Below are 221 nucleotides of genomic sequence, written 5' to 3' on the forward strand. Positions count from 1 at the left end.
TACCGAGCCTCGTGACAGATTCCGGACACCGATTCGGCCGTCGGCGGATCGCCGGCCGATTCCGTGTAGACGAGTACGTGGACGGCGACGCCGCGCTCGTGTGCCCGTTTCAGCGGTTCACGGAGCTGTTCGAGCTGTTCGGGCGTCACGGAGACGTACACGCGTGTCTCCGCCTGTTCGATAAACAGCCGCGCGCGGTCGATGACCGTCTGGAACTGCTT

At 64.3% G+C, this 221-nt stretch carries 1 protein-coding gene; it reads right to left on the bottom strand.

All coding sequences use genetic code 11. The features are described from left to right. A partial coding sequence (locus tag EXE44_RS22130; protein ID WP_369333864.1) for a TrmB family transcriptional regulator sugar-binding domain-containing protein occupies positions 1-221 on the bottom strand: 221 nt, incomplete at both ends.

The sequence above is a fragment of the Halorubrum sp. SS7 genome, assembly GCF_005435055.1.
GTDB classification, from domain to species: Archaea; Halobacteriota; Halobacteria; order Halobacteriales; family Haloferacaceae; genus Halorubrum; species Halorubrum salinarum.